Annotated in this window: 16 protein-coding genes; 8 read left to right on the plus strand and 8 right to left on the minus strand. The window is 31.6% G+C overall.

All coding sequences use genetic code 11. The annotated features are described in order from the left end of the window. Positions 1 to 32: 32 nt before the first annotated feature. On the minus strand, positions 33 to 1,526 hold the full coding sequence (locus tag WAF17_RS03405) for an alpha/beta fold hydrolase (protein ID WP_338766253.1): 1,494 nt from the start codon (positions 1,524 to 1,526) through the stop codon (positions 33 to 35). Positions 1,527 to 1,828: 302 nt separating this feature from the next. Between WAF17_RS03405 and WAF17_RS03410 the strand changes: the two genes are divergently transcribed. Then, complete coding sequence (locus WAF17_RS03410) at positions 1,829 to 2,893, plus strand: histidine kinase (RefSeq protein ID WP_338766256.1); 1,065 nt, start codon at positions 1,829 to 1,831, stop codon at positions 2,891 to 2,893. Positions 2,894 to 2,899: 6 nt separating this feature from the next. Further along, complete coding sequence (locus tag WAF17_RS03415; protein WP_338766257.1) at positions 2,900 to 3,616, plus strand: response regulator transcription factor; 717 nt, start codon at positions 2,900 to 2,902, stop codon at positions 3,614 to 3,616. Between the two features lie 48 nt (positions 3,617 to 3,664). On the opposite strand, the gene WAF17_RS03420 is transcribed toward WAF17_RS03415, so the two are convergent. Further along, positions 3,665 to 4,477 (minus strand): peroxiredoxin-like family protein, encoded by an 813-nt coding sequence (locus WAF17_RS03420; RefSeq protein ID WP_338766259.1) that lies wholly within the window; start codon positions 4,475 to 4,477, stop codon positions 3,665 to 3,667. 520 nt (positions 4,478 to 4,997) lie between these two features. On the opposite strand from WAF17_RS03420, the gene WAF17_RS03425 reads away from it, so the two are divergent. Next, positions 4,998 to 6,194: a glucosaminidase domain-containing protein gene (locus WAF17_RS03425; protein ID WP_338766261.1), complete on the plus strand. Its 1,197-nt coding sequence runs from the start codon at positions 4,998 to 5,000 to the stop codon at positions 6,192 to 6,194. 222 nt (positions 6,195 to 6,416) lie between these two features. Here WAF17_RS03425 and phbB read toward each other — a convergent pair whose 3' ends face one another. Next, positions 6,417 to 7,163, minus strand: a complete 747-nt coding sequence (gene phbB, locus WAF17_RS03430; protein ID WP_338766263.1) for an acetoacetyl-CoA reductase — start codon at positions 7,161 to 7,163, stop codon at positions 6,417 to 6,419. A gap of 572 nt (positions 7,164 to 7,735) precedes the next feature. On the opposite strand from phbB, the gene WAF17_RS03435 reads away from it, so the two are divergent. Beyond that, entirely contained in the window at positions 7,736 to 10,147 is a 2,412-nt protein-coding gene (locus tag WAF17_RS03435; RefSeq protein ID WP_338766266.1) for an N-acetylmuramoyl-L-alanine amidase, read from the plus strand. A 522-nt stretch (positions 10,148 to 10,669) separates the two neighbouring features. Here the strand turns inward: WAF17_RS03435 and WAF17_RS03440 are convergent. Then, positions 10,670 to 12,091, minus strand: a complete 1,422-nt coding sequence (locus WAF17_RS03440; RefSeq protein WP_338766269.1) for a cyclic nucleotide-binding domain-containing protein — start codon at positions 12,089 to 12,091, stop codon at positions 10,670 to 10,672. 288 nt (positions 12,092 to 12,379) lie between these two features. Between WAF17_RS03440 and WAF17_RS03445 the strand changes: the two genes are divergently transcribed. After that, positions 12,380 to 12,952, plus strand: a complete 573-nt coding sequence (locus WAF17_RS03445) for a DUF3109 family protein (RefSeq protein ID WP_338766272.1) — start codon at positions 12,380 to 12,382, stop codon at positions 12,950 to 12,952. 143 nt (positions 12,953 to 13,095) lie between these two features. Here WAF17_RS03445 and WAF17_RS03450 read toward each other — a convergent pair whose 3' ends face one another. After that, on the minus strand, positions 13,096 to 15,744 hold the full coding sequence (locus tag WAF17_RS03450) for a serine/threonine-protein kinase (protein WP_338766275.1): 2,649 nt from the start codon (positions 15,742 to 15,744) through the stop codon (positions 13,096 to 13,098). Positions 15,745 to 15,904: 160 nt separating this feature from the next. Here WAF17_RS03450 and WAF17_RS03455 point away from each other — a divergent pair, with 160 nt between their 5' ends. Continuing rightward, the gene (locus tag WAF17_RS03455) at positions 15,905 to 16,648 is read left to right on the plus strand and encodes a DUF4197 domain-containing protein (protein ID WP_338766278.1); all 744 of its coding nucleotides are present in this window, start codon (positions 15,905 to 15,907) and stop codon (positions 16,646 to 16,648) included. Positions 16,649 to 16,735: 87 nt separating this feature from the next. Here the strand turns inward: WAF17_RS03455 and WAF17_RS03460 are convergent, their stop codons facing one another. After that, the gene (locus tag WAF17_RS03460) at positions 16,736 to 17,044 is read right to left on the minus strand and encodes a chorismate mutase (RefSeq protein ID WP_338766281.1); all 309 of its coding nucleotides are present in this window, start codon (positions 17,042 to 17,044) and stop codon (positions 16,736 to 16,738) included. Between the two features lie 38 nt (positions 17,045 to 17,082). Then, positions 17,083 to 17,640 carry a prephenate dehydratase domain-containing protein gene (locus tag WAF17_RS03465; RefSeq protein ID WP_338766284.1) on the minus strand — a complete coding sequence of 186 codons (558 nt, stop codon included), beginning with the start codon at positions 17,638 to 17,640 and terminating at the stop codon, positions 17,083 to 17,085. A 504-nt stretch (positions 17,641 to 18,144) separates the two neighbouring features. On the opposite strand from WAF17_RS03465, the gene WAF17_RS03470 reads away from it, so the two are divergent. Further along, a complete protein-coding gene (locus WAF17_RS03470; protein WP_338766287.1) occupies positions 18,145 to 19,050 on the plus strand; it encodes a C40 family peptidase in 906 nt (301 codons plus the stop codon). Positions 19,051 to 19,655: 605 nt separating this feature from the next. Further along, positions 19,656 to 20,954: a glycosyltransferase family 4 protein gene (locus tag WAF17_RS03475; RefSeq protein ID WP_338766290.1), complete on the plus strand. Its 1,299-nt coding sequence runs from the start codon at positions 19,656 to 19,658 to the stop codon at positions 20,952 to 20,954. A gap of 1 nt (position 20,955) precedes the next feature. On the opposite strand, the gene WAF17_RS03480 is transcribed toward WAF17_RS03475, so the two are convergent. Beyond that, positions 20,956 to 21,783: a hypothetical protein gene (locus WAF17_RS03480; RefSeq protein ID WP_338766293.1), complete on the minus strand. Its 828-nt coding sequence runs from the start codon at positions 21,781 to 21,783 to the stop codon at positions 20,956 to 20,958. Between the last annotated feature and the right edge of the window lie 10 nt (positions 21,784 to 21,793).

Here is a 21,793-nt window from a genome sequence, read left to right on the forward strand (position 1 = left end):
AAAAAGTTGATAGGCTTTTATAAAAAGATATATTATTCTTGCGCAATAGCAGGATGATAAATATTTGTTTTACTTTTATCATCTAGTGGTACAAATTCTAGCATAGGATAACTCAAATCAACATCTTCTATTTTCTCATCTTTTAGAAAAGAAACCATTGCAGCATTTGCTTTCGGATGGCGACGGATTTGCTCGTGTCCTGCATTTTTGATAATGATATGTTCACTATTTGGAAATCCCCAGCGCACTTCTTCGGCTTGATAAGGTGGCGTATTAAAATCTAGTGTTCCACTCAAGAAAAGAACAGGAATATCACTTGCAAATGGACTTCTAAATTCATCTCCTAAGTCTATATTTAATTCCTTATCATTTTTGCTTTCTGTTTCCTTAAAGATATTTGCAAACATACTTTCTTCAAGTTCGTGCTTTATTTTTTCGTTTCGATAAGCAGTTGCCCCAGAAGCCTTATCTGTCATCATACTCATTCCATTAATGCCATAAAACATTCCTATTCTCTTCTGTACAAACCATTTTAGAATATCATAATTATCTTGACTTGCATCATAAAGTAGCTTAGGAAAAATAGGAATATCACTTGCATCACCAATATCAAAACGAAGTATCATATTGAGCGCATAACCGTTTAGTTCAATTTTCATAGGCTTTCTGGTTAGAGGTGATATTATTTTCATCTCAACTGGATTGCTGTTTAATTTTTCTATTACAATTTTATGGAGTTCTAATAGATTAGGAACTTTCTCACTCACTTCTTTTTTTTGAGCTGCCATTAGAGCAATTTTCTTAAACTGCATATCCATACTCAAAGGTGTTTTTTTGGTATGATTTAGTCCTTCTGTTCCTATTAAAATAGCCTTCTCTACATTTTCGCCATAGTATTTCATATAAGTTTGTGCTAGATGTGTTCCATAACTAAAACCCATCAATGATATTTTTTGATAAGATAAAGCAATACGCAACGCTTCAATATCTGCTGCGTTTTGTAGTGTTGTATAGCCTTTCAAATCTACACCTCGTTCTTTGAAAGCATTCAAAGCATTCTCTTCTACATTATTGAAATAATCTTGACGCAGCTTTTCATCAACAAAGATTTTTGAAGGTACATCTTCACTTACAATATGCGTTACTCTTCTTGCGCCTTGTCCTGTGCCACGTTGGTCTAGCAAAATTACATCAGAATACTCTAAGAGTTCTACCCAGCTTTCCAAATACTCTGGGTAAGTTGCTTGCCACGTAGAACTAGAGCCAGGACCTCCTTCTAAATAGACTAAAGGATTTTCAGATGTAGGAGTTGAGCTTTTCAGTTGGATAAAAGAAATAGAAATCAATTCAGAGTTAGGATTTTTTCTATTTTCTTTTACTTGCATACGCCCCATAATTGCCTTTATTTTTTTACCTGATTCAGACACAAATACAGTATCTGTGGTAGAAAGATTGGAAGAACCGTTTTGTGCAAATGATAAAGTAAAGATGAGAATTGATAAAACGAAAACAAATAAATATTTCATTGTCATAAAATTTAAAGTGGTTGTAAACATAATTTCTACTTCAAACTTACAACTCAATTTGCCTCCTAATTTAAAATATCGTTCAAACTGCTTTTCTGTACTATGGATAGGTATTTTATACTATTTTTAAAGTGAAAAGGGATTTATCTTTGGCTTATCCTGTACAAACCCTTTTTGATGGGTAGCAAACTCTGTTTTATCTTTTTTCTGTTTGTTCAAATAGATTTTTGCGTATTTTCATTTTTAGAATATATTCAAAATCATCGACTAGAAAACATAAATCAAACAAAACATCAGAAAAAGTGATAAAATTTAATAACCTTATAGACTGGCTAACTGAAAAACGATTATGGCGACATATTTTGTTTTGGTTGGCTGCTTTCCTCATAGCTCCTCTTACTTCTAGTGAAGATGTTTCTGAATTAGGGGAGGCTTTTGTTTTTAGGTTGGTAGGAATGCCCATCAAAATTTTGGCAACTTACTTTTTAGTTTATTATCAGATTCCGAAGTTGCTTATTCCTAAAAAGTATATTTTATTTGTGAGTAGTATTTTTATGAGCGTGTTCGTGTTTTGCGTTTTATATAGAATAATGAATGTTCATATTGCAGAACAAATTATTTATCCAAATACAGAAAAGGAGTCTATTGTAGAAATAATAATACAAGTAGAAACGACCGTTTTTTGGTATGTAGGCAAAGTCTATTTGTTTTCTTTCGTATTTCTATTCTTCAAAATGTTTAGAGATTCGACAACAGAAAAAAGAAAAATCCAGCAGTTGGAAAAGCAAAAAACGATTGCCGAACTCAATTTTCTGAAAGCTCAAATTCATCCTCACTTTCTGTTCAATACGCTCAATAATTTATATATGCTGACACTTACAGGTTCGAAAAAAGCTCCAGATGTAGTGGCTCGTCTTTCAGATATGTTAGATTATATTTTGTATCAATGCAAAGCCGACAGAGTAAGTATAGAAAAGGAAGTTATCTTGATAGAGAATTATATAGAATTAGAAAAATTGCGCTATGGAGATAGAATTTTGATAGAACTAAATACTTCTATTGATGATTTTCAAACGCCAGTTCCTCCTTTGCTTTTAATTTCTTTGGTAGAAAATGCTTTCAAACACGGAGCAAGTGGAGTGATAGAGAATGCTATCATAGAAATTTCCATCAAGACAGAAAAAGGTAGATTATTTTTTGAAATATTTAATACCAAATATGATACTCAACAAGAAGATAAAGAGGGGTACAAAGAAGGAATTGGAATAAAAAATATTACTCAACAACTAGATTTGTTGTACCCAAATGCTTACGAATGGAAAGTAAAAGATGAAAAAACAAGTTATAGAGTAAAATTATCGATTTAAAAAACTATGCAACATCCAAAAACGAATTGCCTAATAGTAGAAGACGAACCTTTGGCAGCACAACTTTTAGAAAAACACATTAGTAATTTTTCTTATCTCAATTTGGTATCTATTTGTACAAATGCAATTTCAGCGTTTGAAGTCTTGAATACTGAAAAGATTGATTTGATTTTTTTAGATATTCAGATGCCTGTTTTGGACGGAGTAAAGTTTGCTAAGTCCCTCAAAAATCCTCCTTCCATTATTTTTACTACTGCGTATCGAAACTATGCGGTAGAAAGTTATGAGCTTGAAGTAGTAGATTATTTATTAAAACCCATTACAATTGAACGTTTTTTAAAATCTATGGATAAATATTTTTCAAAAAATAATACCATTTCAGTACCAAAATACTTACCAAAACAAGTTAGTCAAGAAGACGAGAAAACTTATTTTTTTATTAATGTAAATAAGAAACATATCAAGGTAAATTTTGAAGAAATAGAATACATTGAAAGTCTGAAAGACTATGTGGGGATTTATGTAAAAGCAAAAAGACATGTTACGAAGCTCAAAATAAGTGACTTAGAAACCTCTTTGCCTTCTTACTTTCTTCGTATTCATCGTTCTTATATTGTCAATAAAAATCATATAACAGCTTTTACTATGCAAGACATTGAGATAGGAAAAATGGAAATCCCAATAGGAGATTCTTACAAGGAAAGAGTTGTTAATGCTTTATAGAAAGCAAATCTCTTTTAGAAGTGCTTCTAAAAGAGATTAAAATAAAAATTACTTCATATCCTTTATTTTCTCTAAAACCTCTCTAGGTTCTGCACGTTTTTTATAGTCTGCATCTAGGAAAGCATAAACTATTTCATTTTCAGAATTGACGATGTATGTCGCAGCCAAAGGTAATGTATAAGACGCATCTCCGTTATATTTTTCCAATCCCATATTTTTATAGGCTTCTTTAATAGACTCATCTAATGGAAAAACGATTCCGTATTCTTTTGCGACCTTATTTCCTACATCACTCAAGACCTCAAACTCTAAAGCATTTTTTTCTTTTGTAGAAAGCGACATATCAGGAACTTCGGGAGAAATAGCAAGAAATTCTACATTTTCTGCTTTTATTTCTGGTAAAATATCTTGCCAAGCAGCCAATGTAAGGTTACAATAAGGACACCAACCACCTCTATACCAAGTGATAATTGTATATCCATTTTGAGTTTTGTCAGTCAAAGAAACCTGTATTCCTGTTGCATTTGGGAGCGTAAAATTAGGAGCTTTATCGCCCTCTTTCTTAGATTTTTCTACGATACCACTTGCAGCTACTTTTTCAATCGCAGCTTCATACGTTTTTACTTTTTCTGGGTCTGCTTTTTCTTTGAAAGCATTTGCTTTGTCTGATAGTTGGTCTGTAAGAGAAGGCATAATTGTTTCTGTTTCGCTACTTTCATCTATAATAATTTCTTCCTCAACTATCTCTGTTTGTTCTTCACTTTGTGCTTTTTTGTTGTCTGAACACGAAAAAAAGCCAAACGTTAGTAATAAAGAAAAAGTACATAAAAGGTTTGAAAAATTGAATGGTTTGTTAGTCATTTTTGAAATCTGTTTTTCTAAAAAAAAATATTTAATGTATGTATTTCTTTCCCTTTTTGTAAATCTAAATAAATCAAGGCATTTGTTTCAATCGAAAAGTCAAATTTGTAATTAAATAACATATTTCTTTTTGCTTCTAAGCAAGATAAAAAGAAATTAGAAAGCTACAAACAGATAAGATTTGCACAGCACAGCACCACGTTTTGTCTATAAATCTAATCAGAATTAGAAAAAGCCTAGAGTCAAATAAAATGCTCAAATTTTTAGTTTATTTTTTCTACAACTCTTGCAAATGTTTAGATTGTTACTTAACTTTGCTAAAAATAATAGCATAATTAACTAATTAAATTTATTTTGATAAAAAAAATGGAATTTAATCAAATTACATTTTGATATTTGAAATTAATTACAAATATAATTAGCAATAAAAAGGAGTTACAAAAACTCAATTGTGAAAAGTTAGCTATAAAAATCAAAGAGAAATCATACAAGCAAATATTTACTATTTACATAGTCAAAGATGAAAAATATAATTAAAAATAAATTCTTACCTATTTCCATCAATTTGGATAAGATAAGAGACCATAGACACATAGAAATTCCTATTAAACTCATAATAGGAAAAAGGTATTTTGAGTATAATATTTCTTTTGTTATAGAAAATTATATGCTCATTGTAGTTGCTTTATTTTTAGGAGCTGTTGCGCTTTATGGAAGCTGGGGAGAGACACAAAGCACTTATATCAAAAATTTATGGGTTCAGATAGGGCAAGAAACCCCTTTTGAATTATGGAAAAAAATGGAAGAAAAACAAGCACTGACTTTTGCCTCTGCAAGTATTTTTTCTGATAATCAAAATGAAGAATCTGCTACCATGCAGCTTATGAAGCTTACTTCTTCCAATTCTGATAATCAAAACTCTCCTAAAAAAGATATAAAAAATGGACTTCCTATTTTTGTTCATTCGGTGGCTGATTATGATAATTTAGCAAGTCTTGCAAAGAGTGAAAATATGATGGAAGAGTTTATGATACAGAAGCAAATTCGTATTACGAAGGCACTTATTGAAAATAAAGCTTCTCGCCTTGACCAACTCAATGATAGCATTCTTTTAGTTATGAATAGAGATATTAGCCGTATGTTTATGGATTTAGTCTTGAAAAACTTAAATGCACCTGCTCATGTTTGGGCTTATTTTGCAGATACAATTCATCTTCGTAAAATAGAGACAGCTCTTATGGAACAAGTAAAATATAATGTTCCTGTTTCAATAAAACTGGCACAATCTGCTTTAGAGACTGCTTACGGTTCAAGAGTCATTCATAATAATTATTTTGGAATAAAAGATAAAAATAGAACAGGCGAAAAAACCATTACAACAGAATATTTTACAGCAGAAGAAGCTTCGATGAATCAAGATATTATTCTTACTCAAAAACCATTTATCAAAAAAGGAACTGTTTTGTATGAGTGCAAGGTACAAGATTATTTTTCTCAATATAAAAGTGCTTGGCAGTCATTTAGAGGGCATTCAGAATTTTTATCAACGCATAAAAGATATGCACCACTCTTTACAAAGGGTAAAAATTATGAAGATTGGGCAAACAAAATTGGTTCGGAAAGAACTGGAGGTGTAGGTTATGCTACTTCGCCACTTTATGGAGAACTCTTGAAAAAAATTATAAAAAGGTATCAATTACATCTTTTAGACCACTAAGAAACAATTACAAATTACGAATTTAAAATTATGACTATCAGCAAGTTAAAGCATTGAAAATATCAATTTATTTAACTTCTATTCTCAGGCTAATCTAAACTCATTAATTTTCAATTCTAAATTGGTATTTAAAGACAACCGAGTGATCGGGTTTTGGAAGATAGCTGAAAAAAAGCGATACAGTTTGTATCGCTCTTTTTGTTTTATATCAACTTATTATTTTTAATAAACGTGCTGTCCACCATTAATAGCAAAGTTTGCTCCTGTAACAAAACCTGCTTTATCCGAAACGATATAAGAAATAATTTCTGCAATTTCTTCTGGTGTTCCTAATCTTCCCATCGGAACTTCAGCAATAATTTGTTTAAGAATATCTTCTGGAACTGCCATAACCATATCGGTAGCAATATAACCAGGAGAAACAGTATTGATAGTAACACCCTTACGAGCCGTTTCCATTGCCAAACTTTTCGTAAATCCGTGCATACCTGCTTTGGCTGCACTATAATTTACCTGTCCGAACTGTCCACGCTGACCATTTACAGAAGAAACATTGATTACTCTTCCAAATCCACCTTCTAACATTGGGTTAATAGCATGACGACAACAATTAAAAACGCTTGTCAAATCGGCATCGATAACGGATTTCCATTGATCAAAAGACATTTTACGGAAAGAACCATCACGAGTAATACCTGCATTGTTTACTAAAATATCTACTGTTCCTACTCTATTTTTGATGTCTTCGAACATTTTTTCTACTTCATCAAAGTTGGAAACATCAGCCATTACTAAAGGCAAATCGTAGCCATCTTCTTTTAGTTTTGTGTTCCATTCTTCAGCTTTTTCACGGTTGCGATAATGCGCTACAACAGTATAACCTTCGTCGTGTAGCTTCTTACAAATAGCTGTTCCGATTCCTCCTGTTGAGCCTGTTACTAAAGCAACTTTTTTATTGTTTTTGTCCATTTCTTGAATGTGTTGTGTGTGTGAATTGTTATTGTGTTGGTTTATTTTGGCTCAAAGCTACTACTTTTTTTGTTAAGTGTTCTCTTAAAATGAAAAGTTTCATACAAACTTAAACTTCAGGGAAACAATAAACCTTTTTTCTCTAAATTATTTCATTATACTTAGTTATATTAAAATCAAAATGTTAAAAATTAAATTTTTATAAGTAGATTAATACATATTTTATCAAAAAAGTAATCAAATACTATAAACTTAACCTAGTTAATTAATTTCCTTTTTTAGAACGTTATTTTTATTTTTTTTTACTGTAAAAACCTCAAATTATTTAAAAAATTAAAATTAATATTTGCATTTTACAATAATGAATACTTATATTTGAGACATGAAGATTTTTAAAATTGTATAAATCTAATTCAAAGTATTATTATTGTTGAATAATAATCAGTTTTAATTTTCATAAAAATATTTTTATAGTTAAACTATTTTTATAAATTTTTAATTTATTCTTCTAACTATATTTTACACCAAGACACTAAATAATCCCTTTATTTTTATAAAATACACACAAACAAATGCAGAAAGTTATTTTCTCGGTAGTCTTATCTTTTATTTTATCTTTTGCTTCCTTATTATTTCCGACTTATCTAGCAGCACAGGAATCAGAAAATAAAGATACTACTACAACGCCAAATCTTGAAAAAATTACTTTTCAAAATGAATCAAGAACACAAACCAGTTTTTCGCTTTCAAATGTAAAAAGTCTTTCAGAAAATCAGAACCTCCTTTTTAGAAAAAACAAAAATGGAGTTACGCTTCAAGACATCAAACAAAAAGGTAGTTTTACTACAAAAGCTATCGAAATTGAACTCAAAAACCCAACACCTTTTATTTCTGCTTATACAACTTGGAAAGGAGAGAATCTTCACGACGAGTTTCTGACTATCGAACAGAGAACATCTGTTGATGGTAGAAGCTGGAATATTTGGGAGCAAACAGCTTTTGATGGACACGTAAATATTGAAAATCACAAAGAAGCCAAGCGAATCACTTCAGTAGCTAGTTTTCTTCCTAAAGAAACACGTTTTATTCAATACAGAATTTCTTGGAAAATAGGAAGTGAGCAAACAGCAAGTATTGAAGATGTAGATGTCTCTTTTTATAGCCCAGGGGAAACTCCAAAACAAACGCTAAAAAAAGCGAAAGATGATATGACAAATTACATGCAAAGTGGTGGTTGTTCGCAGCCTCCTGTAGTTTCTCGTAGCAGTTGGGGCGCACGTTCTCCAAGAAGTAGTTATTCTTATACAAATGTTACGCATTTGGTAGTTCATCATGCGTATGGATATGATTGGAACGATGGTGCAGCAGCAGTTAGAGCTGTTCAAGATTTGCATCAAAATTCAAATGGTTGGTCAGATATTGGGTATAATTATTTGATTCATAAATCAGGTGTGATTTATCAAGGAAGACCAGAAAACGTAATTGGAGCGCATTTTTGTGGTTATAATTCTCGTACACAAGGAATTTGTATGTTAGGAACTTTTACAAGCCAAAATCCAACAAATGCAGCCATGACAAGTCTGAAAAAACTTTTAGCATGGAAGGCAGACAAAGAAGGAATCAATCCTTTAGGTTCTTCCTATCATTATTCGACAGGTGGAAATGTCAAAAATATTGCTGGTCATCGTGATGGTGGTGGCTGTACTTCTTGCCCTGGTAATTCGCTTTACTCACTTCTTCCAACAGTAAGAGCCGATGTAAATTCATTGATTCAAAATGATTGTGGTGGTACTCCTCCTCCTCCTCCTCCAACTAGCGATACTACTGCTCCAACGACAAGTATTTCTGCTCCAAACTCTGCAACAGATAATTTTACAGTAACTTTTACAGATGATGATAATGTAGGTGTAGTTCGTCGTTTTTATCAAGTTTTGGAATCAGTAAATGCTGAATGGAGAGGAAATAAAACTAAAGGTTTCTTTAATGATAACTTTGGAAATGTATCTATTCATTCGGATTATACAAAAGGATTGGGCGATTGGGAAGGCACTTGGTGGGAAACTTCTCAAGGGCGTTTGCGACAATCTAGCTTGAGTTCGAATACAGCTATGTCGACAGAGCTTTCTCAAACTCAAGGAAATGCGTATTTATATAATTTTGCAGCAAAAGTAAATAATACATCTGGAAATCGTCGTTTTGGAATGCACATTATGGCAAGTTCACAAACACAAAGAGAACGTGGAAATTCGTATCTAATTTGGTTTGCTACCGACGCAAATAAAGTTTATATATACGAAACGATAAATAACGTACTCTATAACCGTGCAAGTGCTACGCTTTCAACAGACAATAACTGGGCAGATTATAAAATTGCTTACAGTACAAACTCTGGAAAAATAGAAGTTTTCAAAAATGGTCAGCCTGTTTTGGATTGGACAGATGCTAGTCCACTTACTTCTGGTTCGTATATGTCTTTCCGTACCAATGGTGCATCGGTTGATTTTGATGACTTGAAAGTCTTCAAATCTCGTGGAACAAGCCAAACTGTCTTTGTAGGAACAACGGATTGGAATGATGTACGAGTAAATGGAAGCCCAGCAGCAAAGATAAAATCACTTGTAAAAGATGCTGCTAATAATTGGTCTTCTTTAGGAGATGCAGAAGTAAATATTTCGAATATTTCATCAAAAATTGCTACTAATCAAGAAGAGGAAGAGCAAATAAGTAAACTCTCTTTATATCCAAACCCAATATCAGGTTCTCGTTTAAATATCGTTTATTCTTTAAAAGAATCTTCTCAGGTCAGTATTCGTTTGTATAATGTTTTGGGCGAAGAAATTTCTATTCTTTATCAAGGAAATAGAGAAGCAGGAAATCAAAATGAAGAGTTTGAGCTTTCTAATTTGAGGTTAAAAGCAGGAACATATATTATTCGTATCTCTACAAAAGAAGGAGTAAAAACACTTCGTTTGGTTAAAATTTAAAATTAGTTCTTTTAAGTATAGAATATACGCACTTTATCTTAGAAGCTGTTTAAGAATGCAGATTTTTCCTTAGAATTGGATTTGCAAACCCAATTCTAAGGAAAAATAACCTCGCCTTTGTTTGGTGTTTTAGCGTAGCGACACCAACAAATGCACGTACGAAACCTATTCTTAAACAACTTCTTAGCTTAGAGTGCGTATTTTTTTATGAAATCTTCACGAAGAAAGTAAAAGATATTTTTTTGAATCAATTAAATAACTGACGTTATGCAGCTAGAAAGCGAAGCCCATAACTTTGTTACGGGAAAGTAAAATATGCTGTTTTCCCACGATTAAAATCGTGGATTTCGTTTTTTAATATAAAAGAATTACAGAAATTTTATTTTTGTATAATAAAGGTTATCACGGTTATTTTTGTATAACAGTCTTCCAGACTGTTGGATAGAATAAAATACTGCTTCTTATGTTCAGACAAGATGTCTGAACTACCTTAATACAAACCGTGATAAGTTGTAATGTCAGTTAAATAATAGTCATTTTCTTATCAATTTCTAATGCCATTGCTTCTTGCTGTAATTCTACTTTTAGCGTTTTGATATAATCAACTACTTCGTCAAGATATTTATTCATATCCTTTTGAGTAACATAAGTATGAACAACATATACTTTTTCATCTACTAAACCTGCTTTTTCACTATTCCAAACGCCTTTTGCTTCTTTGCTAGTTGCTCCTCCAAAACGCTCTGCCAAAAACTTGAGTGTTTGTTCGACATACTTAGTTGTATCAATTGGCTTATCAACCGAAATGGTAGAAGGAATAAAAACACCAATCTGATGCGTACGTTCCAAACGGTCTATAATCGAACCCAGCATTTCTTCTATCGGACGAGGGATTTTATAGTTTGAATCTTCTGAATCTACAAGCAAAGGTAAATCTGGAATATAAGGAACATCAAAATCTGAACTTCCCTTAATCTGCGTTTTCTCATGTTCTGGACTACAACGATTGATGATTGTAAAAATAGTGGCTTCATCACTTCGCACATGGTCACGGATTTGTTTTTGTAATCTTGGTACAACGTGCATTGCTTCTTCCAAAGGAGGAGTAACAATAATAATCTGATTGACAAACTCCAATAGCATTGCCAAATTCTCATCAATATAGGTTTGATTTTTTAGTGTAATGATGATATTCTCATAATCAGACATCATCGAATCTAAAAATAAAGTCAGACGAGCAGAAAGAGGCAAGTCTGTGTTTTCATCTTGAGAGAGTAAAATATCATAACCTGCACTATGTTTATAAATCTTTGCTCTTTTACGAATATTCAAATCCGAAATCAAATTTTGAGGCGTTGGATATTCTGTATAAACAGTCGTTTGTTTGGTCTGTGCGTGTAAAATACGAGCTAAAGAGTTTCCAATATTTGTTCCTCCTGCATTTGGCGTAAGACTAAAAACCAAAATCAAACGAGCTTTTTTTGATGCCCTTGTTTGTCTTCTATTAGATTCTACCAAATATTTTCCTAACATCTTACAAAGACCAATACCGATTTGAGGATAATCATACATCATTTGTATAAAATCATCTCGCTGAATAACCAATACATCAACATCACTAAGAGCTGAAACAGTAGCTGAACGAGGTTGATTTTCTAATATTCCTACCTCTCCAAACGTATTTCCTGCCATCAGATAGGCAAAAATTTGTTCTTTTCCACTTGCAATGATTTTTTTTACTGCCACAATTCCGTTGATAATCAAATACAAGCTATCACTTGCTTTACCTTGCCAAACAACTGTTTCATCAGGAAAAAACTGACGCATTTTTGCTTTTGCAGCTATTTTTTCTAGTGCTTCTTGAGGAAGTGAAGTAAAAAGAGGAGATTGCCTAAGTGCTTCAACTTTATTAAGAGACTCTATGTTATTAATTCTATCTATCACGGCAATTTTTTTTTAAACTGTTAGGCAGGAATACAAATATTAGAATGAACTCTAAAGTTACTATTTTTATTAGTAAAATGGTAGATTTTTTTTGTAAAATAGATAACCTCTACTTAGCTTTTATTTTCCATAATTAATAGTTGTAGGTTTTGTTTTTGATTGTGTAAGATAAGTAAACTTCCTTTGAGATTTTATAATAGAATAATTCATTGTACTTTTGTTTTATTATATCGAAAAGCAAATATTTTGGTTCTTCCATTGAGCCATTCGTAATTTATAACTGAACAAATGATTCCTATAAAAAATACTCTTGTTAGTGATAATGTAGCTTTTACTCAATTTGTTTGCAATCTTAGCAAATGCAAAGGCGCATGTTGTGTAGAGGGCGAAATGGGCGCACCCTTAGAAGATGATGAACGACATATTTTAGAAGATATTTACGAAGATGTAAAACCATTCTTGACCAAAGAAGGTATTGAAGCCATAGAAAAAAACGGAAAGTACGTATTAGATGAAGACAATGAGTTCTCAACGACTTTGATAGAACGCAATACAGCTTGTGCCTATGTTACCTACGACGAAAAAGGAATTACAAAATGTGGAATAGAAAAAGCCTACGAAGCAGGAAAAATAGATTATCAAAAGCCTATTTCGTGTCATTTGTATCCAATCCGTGTAACAAAATACGCTAGTTTTGATGCTGTAAATTATGACGAATGGGAAATTTGCACACCTGCTTGTAGCCTAGGTAAAGAGTTAAAAGTACCTGTTTATAAGTTTTTGAAAACTCCTTTGATTAGAAAATACGGAACAGAATGGTACGATGAATTAGCTACTTTTATAGAAAAAGAATTATTGTAATTTGAACTTTTCTTATAAGTAATTGAGCAAAATTAAACAAAACCCACGATTAAAATCGGGGAAAAAGCTTTCCTGCTGTTGTTGGTGTTTTAGCGATAGCGACACCAACAACAAGAAATCCTAAACCCTATATTAAACTTGAATTAATTATCAATTTCAGAAAGCTGTTTTATGGCTGCTTGTGTAGCATAATGTTGTTCTCCATTACTCTGGACTAAAATATCTATGGCTTTTTGAAGATATGCTTTCCCTTTTTCTTTTTCATTCAAGGAAATATAACAACTTCCTAGACGAAAATTGACCATTCCTCTATAATAATGAATCGTTGGAATTGGAGGAGACGATAGCAATTCATCTGCTTTTTGAGCATCTTGCATCGCTTTTTGAGGTTGGTTTTTTCCTAACAAAATTTCTGTTCTAGCCAAAAGGGGAACACCAGTAACATAATGATTTTCTCCAAAAAGCTGTTTATAGATTTCATTTGCTTGATTGACAAAAACTAATGCAGAATCAAATTTATTTAATTTTGTATAATAAAAGCCCACATTTAGTGCTGCTGCTGCTGTTTTGTCATTTTTCTCTCCATATTTACTCAAAAATCCATTGTAAGAACGCAATGCAATTGGCTTTCCCAAATCGTGCCTTCCTTGAGCTGCGTAAACGGCTGCCAAATTATTGAGTGCAGTAAGTGTGTGTTTGTGTTCCATTCCTAACTCCTCTTCCATAACTTTAAGAGCTTCTTGATTTATGGTTTCGGCACGAATGAGATTTTGCTTTTTGAAATAGACAGAAGCCATATTTACTTTTACAAGTGCTAATCCGACTGAATCTTGATTTACTTTTTGCTTGATAAATAATTCTCTCTCATATAACGAAAGAGCTTCATCTAGCCTTCCCATTTGATTGGCAATCAGTCCACGAAATGATAAATTATTTCCATAATCGGCTGTAAGTGTATCATTTTTTACAAAAATACCTCCTGCTTGTTTCAAAACAGAATCAGCTTTTTCTAAATCAGCTCTTGATATTTGCAGAAACAATCCATACTCATTGAGCAGAACAGCGTATTTATTATGTTCTTTTGTATATGTTTTTTCAAAAATATCAAATCCTTCTTGAAAAATGGAGTCTGTTTTCTCAACGCTTTTACTTGTTTCGAAAGACCATGCAGCCAATTTTCTAATGCTTTCAGCTGCCTGTGGAGAGTTTTTGCCATATTGCTTGATAAACTTTGGCAATAATTTTTTTTCTAATTCAGTTCCCTCTTTTGCCAAGTTCATATTATCATACAAATCAGATAAAATAGTCAGAAGTTCAGTTTGAAGTGCTGGTTGGTTTTCCAAATTTCTAAATACTTTCTTTTCACTTGCTTTCAAAAACTCACTCACTTTTATATCTTTTCCTTCTGAATCTGAAAGTCTCGGGTCTGGACTTTTAAACAAATCTGTTATGAATGCTAATGTTTGTTCTGCTCGTTGTTTTTCTTTTTTTGTCTTATAGGCTTGATAAGTTGTTCCAAATATTCCACCAACAAGAGCCAAAAAAAGCAGTACAAAACCTACCCAAGCTAATTTGTTTCGTTCGAAAGCCTTTCGTGTTTTATACCCCCAAGAATTAGGCTTTGCTATAATAGGACGTTTTTGTAAATACCTTTCAATATCTTCTGCAAGTTGCTCGGCAGATTGATAGCGCCTTTCAGGTTCGGAGCGAAGAGCCATCAAGACAATAGATTGTAATTCAGATTTTAAGACTCTTTTGAGTTGTTTTTTGTCTGTTTTTCGTTCTTTAGCCACTTTTTTGGCTTCTTTTTCTGAAAACTCTTCATAAATCTTGGAAGGTGTTGGAGGTTGAGAAGTTGTAAGTTTCTTTTCCCATTCTAAAACAGATTCATTTTTATCAAAAATAAATGGTCTTCTTCCACTAAGTAGTTCAAATAAAAGGATTCCTAATTGATAAATATCACTAGATGTGCTGATGGCTGCACCTTGTATTTGTTCTGGACTTGCGTATTCAGGCGTAAGAAGGCGCATTGCCGTTTTAGTTCTCAAATCGTTATCTTCTCCTAGCACTTTAGCAATTCCGAAGTCTAATAATTTTAATGAATTACGTATGTTTTTAGAATTGTTTTCTGGGTTTTTTTCTACTAGAATATTTGAAGGTTTCAAATCTCTATGAATGACTAAGTTTCTGTGTGCGTGTTGTAATGTTCTACAAATTTGGACAAAAATTTCTAAACGTTCTTTTATGGAAAGGTTATTTTCATTGCAATACTCAATAAAATCAAGACCTTCTATATATTCCATTACAAAATAAGGCAAACCGTTTGGCGCAAGTCCACTATTCAATATTTTGGAAATATTTGGATGATTAAGTGAAGCCAAAATCTGTTTTTCAGCCATAAAGCGTCTCAAAACCTCATCAGAATCCATTCCTCGTTTGATGACTTTGATAGCTACTTTTTGCTCAAATTCGCCATCAATACGCTTTGCTAAATAAACAACTGCCATTCCTCCACGCCCAATTTCCTTTTCAATTTGATAGACACCTACCTTTTCGCCCTCTGAGAGAAGTGTTGTTTCGGCAGCTTTTTGCCAAGCATCAGAAACTTTATCTTCTAAACCTCCAAAAAAACTATCTGCTCTTTCAGCTCCTTCCAAAAGTTTTTCAACCTCTTGTTTGAGTTCTTTATCATCTTTTGTTTTAAATGAAAGATAATTTTCTCTTTCCTCTCCTTCTAGTTCTAAAGCTTCTGAAAAAATATCTTGAATAAATTGCCAACGGTTTGCGTCCATATCAGTAATTAATAGTTGTTTTCAATCTCAATTTACGAAGAGGATTTTTAAAAAAAAGAATTTTATCATTTTTTGAATCTTTTTTTATGCTTTTTGGCTCAAAAAATGCCAACTTTACTGTAATAACAAATTTATATTATCTTTTTAAAATTCATTTTTCATGAAAAAAACAAGCAGAGCAATTCGTATCTTATCATTATTTATTCTTATTAGTGTAGTAGGTTTTTACACTAGTTGTACTTCTCAACAAATTACAGGTGTTTTGGGAAGTATTGGAGGCGTTCCTCTTACAAAAGAGGAAATTGCAAAAGCATTGAAAGATGCTCTTGTACAGGGAGTTGTAAAAGGAACTGGACTGGCTTCAAAAGATGGTGGTTATTTCAATAATGCACTTATCAAAATTCCTTTTCCAAAAGATGCAGAAAAAGTGGCTACTACTTTACGTGATTTGGGTTTGGGTTCAGAAGTAGATAGATTCGTCAAGACACTAAACCGAGGAGCAGAAGAAGCCGCTAAAGAAGCTGCTCCAATTTTTAAATCTGCTATTACTTCTATGTCTATTCAAGATGCTTATGGAATTTTGAAAGGAGATAAAGATGCAGCTACACAATATCTTATACGTGCTACAACAGACCAACTAAAAGCAAAATTCAAACCTGTTGTTTCTAGAAATCTATCAAAAGTAAATGCAACTCGTTATTATGGCGATTTGGTAGGAAGATATAATAAAATTCCATTTGTTCAGAATGTAAATCCAGATTTGGATGATTATGCAACTGAATTAGCTATTGAAGGACTTTTTAAATTAGTGGCAGAAGAAGAAAGTAATATTCGTAGTAATATTTCGGCTCGTTCGTCTGAACTTATGAAAAGAGTATTTGCTCAAGCTCCACAGGCACAATAAAAATTTATTAAAGAATCAATTTTTAAGTTCTATCAAAATTCATTGTATGTCTTTTGATAGAACTTTTTTATTGAGTTTAAAATCGTATTATTTACTTTGTGTTTGAATTGCCATTTGATGAATGACTTCGAAAATATCTAGGACTAAGTCAGAAGGCAAGTCTAACTCTTCTGCTATTTTTTGGCGAGAATCTAAGATAGTTTGCCATCGATTGGGTTGAAGAGTTTCTAATTTGTGTTTGCGTTTGTGTTCTCCTATTTTTTTGACAATTTCCATTCGTTGAGCTATAATTTTGATAAGTTCAGTATCAATTTTATCAATTTCTTGACGAGACTGATTTAGACAAGTTTCAGAAGAAAATAAATCAAGACCTGGTTTTTTTTGAGAAGCATTCATAATTGAAATGATTTAGAGTAAAATATTATTTTTTTAGTTTATTTACTAGCAATTGCTAAAAATTTAGTGGCATTATTATGATGGTCATGAATATTTTTTTGGATAGCTTGAAGTCTATAATAATGAATTGCCTCAATTCCTCCAATGGCAGCCGAATCTAAGTTTTTATGTTGATTTTGTTGCTCTCCTATCCAACGAATTGCACCAGCTGTATCACTAAAATTAGTTGGAGTGATTTTTTTGTTTTTAGATAGAAAAATTCCACATTCAGCTAGGGCAACGGGGTGAGAATAAACGGTACGCAAATCTGAAACTTGAGTTCCTTTTTTTGCTGCTAAATGAAGTTGAATAGGTAAATCTATTTCTCCCAAAACCCTCAAGTTCATTGCTTCAATTTTCTCATAATTATCAGAGACCTTTCCGACAAGTGAGTTTTCGACGGCAATCATTCCCATAGACACCCTTTTTTTTGCAACGGCATGTAATAATTCATCAAAGTTTTGACAATGCAACCACTGGTTTTTTTCTCCAAACTGTTTTTGGGCTGCAAGATGATGGAAAGAAAAAAGTTTTCCTTGGATAGCGATAGTTTTCATAGTTTGTTTTAGTTATGTTAGTGCACAAAAAAAACCCTAACTATTTAAAGTCAGGGTTTAGAATTTTTTAGATGTAGTTGGTTCTTAAATTTTGACAATCAACTTTCAATCTGCTTCTTCGTCCTGACTAAAGGGCTAAAAAAGTAGAAATAATAAAAGTTGAAAGAGAAAATAGTAAGAGTCATCTGTTTTTTACAAATTTGAATGTTTTTTGTATTCAGTTAAATATAACTGATTACCTACACACAATAATAAAGACTTATTTTGATTTTTGCAAGGATTATTTGGAATAATATGAAAATAAATTATTGACACCTCTGATAATCAATGATTTATTCAAAAAAAAAGAAAATAGATTGTTGCTTTTTTATTCTTAATTAGGTAATATTTTGTAGATTTGCGCCTTTGGAAATTTAGAAATTTAATTTTCAGAACAAAATGAGTAAGGTCTAAAACATCTACTCCCACACTCACTAATATTATTTTTTACTAAAATCCAACTAAATGGACTTTAAACGCATTTTGCTATCTTTTTTGTGTGTTCCTCTGATTTTTATCTCTACAGCTTTTAGTACATCACACTTAGAAGTTACTCACCCAACAGGTAAAACTAATAAAGGTAAAAAAAGAAAAAAACGTTTTTCTAACCTTGTTACTACCTCTCCAACCTCAACTAATTCTTCTTCTAATTTATCCTCATCTTTCAGTTGCTTCCCCGTTTCTTTAGAATTAACTAATTTTCATTTAGTAGTTAAAGATTCTACAGATAAAGAAAACACACCTCTAGAAGCTGATAGTAAGCAAGAAGAACAAGACAATATTTTAGCTTTGCTTGATGAAGAAGCCAATCAAAAGACAAATGAAAATAATATTGATTTAGATGTAGAAGAGATTAATATGACAGATTTTTCTACTCCTAACAATCTTTCTATTTCTCCTCAATTATTAGAAAAAGTAGTAATAAGAGAAAGGTTTATAAATTCAGTAGTTGATATTGCTGTTGCTCAAGAAGATGTGCCTTACATACATGGAGGAAAATCACCAAAAGGTTTTGATTGCTCTGGTTTTGTATCTTATGTATATAGTCAATTCGAAATTAATCTTCCTGCTTCGTCTAGTTCGTATGATTATGTTGGTAAGAAAGTACAACTAGAAAATGCACAAGTAGGTGATGTAATCTGTTTTACAGGTAGAAATTTGCATTCTGGACGCACAGGACACGTCGGAATTATTATTGAAAATAACCCTAATGAACCCATAAAATTCATTCATGCAGCATCTGGAAGTAGAAGGAAAGTTACATATAGTACAATGGAAAGTAGTTATTATAAACCTCGTTTTCGCTCTGTCCGTAGGATTTCTACTCCTAGTATAAAAGAAATTTTACAAGAAATTGAAAGTGCAGAATAAGTATATTTGATTTAATTATTTATTGTGGGTATTATAAAATACGATATTTATTATTTCTGTTAGTTGAAGTTATTGTATATAGATAAAAATAGGTATCGTGCTTTAAAAAAAATACTTATAAAAACTTTTTCAAGAAGTATTAGCTGTTTCAAATTTATTTTTAATTTGTCTATCTTTGAGCAAAAGAAGTCAATTTAAAATTATTTCTAGCTTTATACACTTATTCCTATTGCTTTTTATTAAATAAACGTACAGAAGTAGTATAAAAATAATAAGAAATTTAAGTTTTTTTAAATTTGGTCTTGCGTTTGCTTATACTATAACATAAAATAAATTAGCCTCTTGTTTGAGGTCTTGTTGAAAAACAACTATTAAGGAGAAATTATTGAAATAATGAAGGTTTTTTGAATATACTCAACAAAGTATCAACATTCTTTCTGTTATTTTATCATTATCTTTAATAACTCAAGTTAGTTAAGTTTATTTGTTTGGTAATTTTTTAATTTACGCACACCTCTTTTACATGAATTAAATTCTACATTCCTTTTGAGAGCTTCTCAATTAGTTTTACGAGAGATTTATAAGAAAAAATGACATTTAACTGAATGCGAAATAACCAACATAAGATGAAAATAGGAATTGTAGTCAATTCTTCTTGGAATATTTATAATTTTAGAGCAGGTTTAATCAAAGCCTTTTTACAAAACCATGAAGTAATTGCCATCGCACCTGATGATGGATACCGAAAATCATTGGAAGAAATGGGCTGTATTTTTGAGCCTGTGCCAATGGAGTGTAAGGGAACAAACCCAATTAATGATGCACTGCTTGTCAAAAGATTAGTAACTGCTTATAAAAAGCATAGTCTTGATGTAGTATTGCATTATACCATAAAACCCAATATTTATGGCACACTAGCTGCTCAACTTCTCAAAATTCCTTCTATTAATAATGTAACAGGACTAGGAACTGTGTTTTTGAGAGAGGGTATTTCCTCTAAAATTGCTCAATACTTATATCGTTTTACATTTCGCTTTCCTAAAACTGTATTTTTTCAGAATAAAGATGATAGAGAACTCTTTATTAATAAAAGTTTAGTAAAAGAATCTATTGCTCGTCTTTTACCAGGTTCAGGTATAGATACTAATCATTTTGTTCCTAAAAAACCTACATTATCTGTTCCAAGTAAAAAAGAAAAAAAGGCATTTACATTTTTGCTAATTGCGAGAGTGCTTTATGATAAAGGGATTGCAGAATACGCTGATGCTATAAAACTTTTGAGAAGTAAAGGTATTAATGCTCGTTTTCAGCTTTTAGGGAAAATAGATGAAACAAAAGGCTTGGGTGTACCTGAAAAGCAGATAAAGGAATGGGAAAAAGAAGGGATTTTGAAATATCTAGGTACTACTGGTGATGTTCGTCCACTTATCTCAAGTGCAGATTGTATTGTTTTGCCTTCATATAGAGAAGGAACTCCACGTACGCTTTTAGAAGCTGCTTGTTTGGGCAAACCAATTATAACGACTGATGTTCCTGGATGTAGAGAAACTGTTATCCATAATTTTAATGGTTATTTATGCGAAGTAAAAAATGCTTATGATTTGGCTGATAAAATGCAAAGAATGATTTGTTTAGATAAAGGAAAGCTGAAAGAAATGGGTATCAACAGTCGTTGGTTAGCTGAAACAAAATTTGACCAACAAATTATTATTAAGAGATACACAGAAGTGTTAGATAAAGTTAGAGTAGAAGATGCAAGAAAAGATTTTACTACTAGTCGTTTTGGGAAAATGCGCTCTAAAGTAGAAAATAGAAAGCAAAAACAAAGACGAATAGCATCTATTCAACAAGAGAAAGTAAACCCAAACGTAAGAAACTCTAGAACTGTTTTGATAGAATCATAGTTTAGGAATGACAAACAGACGGAAATACATAATATTTAGATTTACAAGTTGGACAAATTATATCTCCAAAAAGAAAAGTAATAATTTCTTTTAGAGAATCTATTTCTAATAAATCTATATAAGCAACCATCCACTCTTGATAATTATCAGACTGAATAGTTGCTTTTTTTCGGTCTATATGTTTGGGAATAATTACAAAAGGAGTTTGTTTTTTTTCAAATACTGGGTCTTTTATATATCCATTCAATTTATCTTCTTCATTCCAAAGATGAAATTCAGAATTACAATTTGGACAAATACTCATATATTCATCATTACCATTGAAGGTAATAAGCATATCTGTAATAAAATAGCTTTTTTTAGATAAGGCGATAAGAGACAAAAAATATCGTTTTTCAGCTTCTTCTATTTTTTTGACTTCATCAATAAACTGAGGTAATAATTCAAAAAAACTTTTATAACTTTCCTTGAAGGAGATATATAGATTCTGTTTTATTTCATTATCTAATTTATAATTATCATCTTCAATTATACTGTTCAAATGCACTTCATTTTCATACAATACAGCAATGATAACACCTAATGAAGTATAAGCATCTAACTGTATTGCTCTATTCTCTTCTTTGGTAATAATTTTTAGTAAATAAGGAAAAGCTGCAATAGTAGATTGATAAAGACTACCTTGATGATAAATATATTCCCAACAAATAGTATCAAATAGTTCTTGTTCAAAATGATTATCTAATTGTTGTAAAAGTGCTGGTAATTCATCTGAACTTCCATAGGGGTTACTGAATTTTTTCCAATACTTCTCTTCTAATGGTATCATAAAGAATTTC

Source organism: Bernardetia sp. ABR2-2B, assembly GCF_037126435.1.
Classification (GTDB): domain Bacteria; phylum Bacteroidota; class Bacteroidia; order Cytophagales; family Bernardetiaceae; genus Bernardetia.

Coding starts and splice junctions, on each gene's coding strand:
- WAF17_RS03470 (WP_338766287.1), top strand. CDS start 18,145: ATGGACTTTAAACGCATTTTGCTATCTTTTTTGTGTGTTCCTCTGATT.
- WAF17_RS03460 (WP_338766281.1), bottom strand. CDS start 17,044: ATGAATGCTTCTCAAAAAAAACCAGGTCTTGATTTATTTTCTTCTGAA.
- WAF17_RS03435 (WP_338766266.1), top strand. CDS start 7,736: ATGCAGAAAGTTATTTTCTCGGTAGTCTTATCTTTTATTTTATCTTTT.
- WAF17_RS03405 (WP_338766253.1), bottom strand. CDS start 1,526: ATGAAATATTTATTTGTTTTCGTTTTATCAATTCTCATCTTTACTTTA.
- WAF17_RS03445 (WP_338766272.1), top strand. CDS start 12,380: ATGATTCCTATAAAAAATACTCTTGTTAGTGATAATGTAGCTTTTACT.
- WAF17_RS03415 (WP_338766257.1), top strand. CDS start 2,900: ATGCAACATCCAAAAACGAATTGCCTAATAGTAGAAGACGAACCTTTG.
- WAF17_RS03450 (WP_338766275.1), bottom strand. CDS start 15,744: ATGGACGCAAACCGTTGGCAATTTATTCAAGATATTTTTTCAGAAGCT.
- WAF17_RS03425 (WP_338766261.1), top strand. CDS start 4,998: ATGAAAAATATAATTAAAAATAAATTCTTACCTATTTCCATCAATTTG.
- WAF17_RS03455 (WP_338766278.1), top strand. CDS start 15,905: ATGAAAAAAACAAGCAGAGCAATTCGTATCTTATCATTATTTATTCTT.
- WAF17_RS03465 (WP_338766284.1), bottom strand. CDS start 17,640: ATGAAAACTATCGCTATCCAAGGAAAACTTTTTTCTTTCCATCATCTT.
- phbB (WP_338766263.1), bottom strand. CDS start 7,163: ATGGACAAAAACAATAAAAAAGTTGCTTTAGTAACAGGCTCAACAGGA.
- WAF17_RS03480 (WP_338766293.1), bottom strand. CDS start 21,783: ATGATACCATTAGAAGAGAAGTATTGGAAAAAATTCAGTAACCCCTAT.
- WAF17_RS03420 (WP_338766259.1), bottom strand. CDS start 4,477: ATGACTAACAAACCATTCAATTTTTCAAACCTTTTATGTACTTTTTCT.
- WAF17_RS03475 (WP_338766290.1), top strand. CDS start 19,656: ATGCGAAATAACCAACATAAGATGAAAATAGGAATTGTAGTCAATTCT.